Raw genomic sequence first — 2,361 nt, 5'->3', positions numbered from 1 at the left:
TCATCGTAGGTTCCCCGCTAACAACCCCAATACCATTTCCGCAATTTTGGGGGCGAGAGGATTTGAACCTCCGGCCTTCTGCTCCCAAAGCAAATGGCCGGGGGTACAGCGGGGCGGAGGTGGCGCCGTGACCCGCGCTCGGAGCCACGAAAGCGTGGCCAACAACGGCCAACGGGTAGAATCGACGCACAGAGGCAAACCGGCCCCCAATACCGCCCAGGGCCTCAAGCCCGTTAAAACGGCCGTAATGCCGCGCGTCCGTCATCGCCCCGTTGAACATTCCACAGCCCCCATCCTCGCCGCTTGCCGCGCGCGGTTCGATGAAAGCGGCCTCTCCATAGGCGACGTCGCCCGTGCGACGGCTTTGGATAAAGCGGATTTAAGTCGCGCTCTAAATCTACGGGAGGAGCCGACGCCGCGGACACTCGGGCGTCTCTGCGAGTACTTCAACGTCGCTTCCGGCGCGGACCTCAACCGCGCCGAGCGTAAATACACACTCCTAATCGAGATCCGCGCCGCGGCCGAGCGCCAGGCGGACCTTTTGGGCGCTCTCGCGGCCCTCGCGGCCGGCGACGACCCGCCGGGGATATAGGAATGGAGGCCATATGAAAATAGAAGTCGAATTGAGCGACGAAGATGTCGCGGCGCGATTATTGGATAAGAGATTAAAAGTTAACGCACGCCATATCATTGAATCGGCCGGGGCTGAACCGAAAGATTTTATCCGCGTTCTTCATTCGGAGCGATTCGGATTAAGCATAACCGCCGAAAAATTTGCGGAATGGTACAACGACGAAAGCTAACAGATCCGCCGGGGTTATGAGGAGGCAATCATGGACGACTTCCAACGAAAGCTGAATATTAAACTACTCGATCGCTTCGCCGAGATGCTGGTCGAGGTCGAGTTGCGGCCGACGGAAAAAGCCCTCGCCGAGTTCTGGAAAATCTGGAACGCTATCAACGGCGCGGCGTCCCGGCTTGGCCTCCCGCACGACGAGGCGACGGCCGTGCGGCGGCCGTCGCCCGTAGCTATCGAAGATTTTTTAACGCGCGTCGTCGCCGAGGGTTCGGAGCGCGGCGGCGAGTTGACGCTTTAGGAGGAACGATGCTTAACGGTAATTACCCGGACGGCGTAACGGGAAACGAGCCGGAGTTAAACGACACGACCAGCTATTGCCCGAAGTGTCAGGGGGAGCTTAACGAGGACCTGGACTGCCCGGGTTGTGGGTACTCAACGCCGCGGTGCCCGGCGTGTGATGCGCCTGGCGGCGCCCTGGTAAACGGAAGGACAACGTGTTGCGGCGCGACGTCGCGCGATATCCGATATCTTTTATGCGACGACTAAAACGCCAACGCTGGCGGCGAAAGGGGAAGAGATGAGTGAGACAAAAAAAGGTCAATGTGAGTACCACTACGGCAAAGAAGTATCGGGGTTGCGGCTGGTAAAATTAGCCGCCGCCCCGGGCGTATGGCAAGCGCCGATGTGGATTTGTCCCGAGTGCCGCAAACAACTCCGCGGCTGTTTTAAATACGCGGGAAAAGAGGCGCCGAAATGACCGAATACGCAAACGAAGAACCCGTGGCCGAAATCGACGGTCACTCCGTGCGCGCGGCCGACCTCGCCGAACAGTACAAAGGCCCGGCCGTCGTGAAGCTCAGCCATACCACAATCGAAACGGCATTGGCTTGTCCAAGACGTTATCGTTACCGCTACATCGACCAGCTCGAGCCGGTCTCGACGCCGGCGGCGTTCGCCTTCGGCCGGGCCGTCCACGCCGCCATCGCCGCCGCCTACGGCCGCCAAAAGACGCCGATGACCGCGGAGGAGGTAGCCGGCGTCTTCGCCGTACACTTCGCCGCGGCTAACCGCGACGGCATCACCTTCAAGGAAGGCGAGACATTCGGGGACCGCGTCGAGAAGAAAAAATCCCGCAAGAAAAACGCTCCCGACGTAGAAGTCTTAGTCCCGGGCCTCCTGTCCCAAGGCCGCACGCTCGTCTCGCTGTGGTATCAGCGACACCGCGACGAAGTGCTGGCCGCGACGGTTATCGGTTGCGAGGTCTTCCTGAGACACGACATCGACGTCGGCCTCGTCCTGCAGGGCTTCGCCGACATCATCGAGGAGCGCGACGGCAAACTATATGTGGGCGATCATAAAACGGCCGCGGGTTGGGGCCCAAGCGACGAAATCGCCGCAGCACAATCGCCGCAACTTACCGCCTACGCCTACCTCTGCTGGAAGAAGTACGACCGCCTCCCCGACGGATTATATTTGACGGTGTTAAAGAAAACAAAAGTACCCGACGCCTTCCGCTATTACGCGCCGGCGCGGACGCTCGACGACGTGCGCGCCTTCGAGGA

The 2,361-nt window shown here is 60.3% G+C and carries 5 protein-coding genes; all 5 read left to right on the top strand.

What is annotated here, in order from left to right:
• The first annotated feature begins 127 nt into the window (after positions 1 to 127).
• Positions 128 to 592, top strand: coding sequence for a helix-turn-helix transcriptional regulator (locus VMX79_12925; protein ID HUV88000.1), 465 nt, complete (start codon positions 128 to 130; stop codon positions 590 to 592).
• A 13-nt stretch (positions 593 to 605) separates the two neighbouring features.
• Complete coding sequence (locus tag VMX79_12920; protein HUV87999.1) at positions 606 to 803, top strand: hypothetical protein; 198 nt, start codon at positions 606 to 608, stop codon at positions 801 to 803.
• Between the two features lie 30 nt (positions 804 to 833).
• Entirely contained in the window at positions 834 to 1,097 is a 264-nt protein-coding gene (locus VMX79_12915; GenBank protein ID HUV87998.1) for a hypothetical protein, read from the top strand.
• Positions 1,098 to 1,376: 279 nt separating this feature from the next.
• A complete protein-coding gene (locus VMX79_12910) occupies positions 1,377 to 1,556 on the top strand; it encodes a hypothetical protein (GenBank protein HUV87997.1) in 180 nt (59 codons plus the stop codon).
• A partial coding sequence (locus tag VMX79_12905; protein HUV87996.1) for a PD-(D/E)XK nuclease family protein occupies positions 1,553 to 2,361 on the top strand: 809 nt, incomplete at its 3' end. The genes VMX79_12910 and VMX79_12905, both read left to right, overlap by 4 nt.

The organism is bacterium (assembly GCA_035529855.1).
GTDB lineage: Bacteria > RBG-13-66-14 > B26-G2 > WVWN01 > WVWN01 > WVWN01.
Note: the sequence above shows the minus strand (reverse complement) of the source record. Positions and strands in the feature narration are given on the sequence as shown.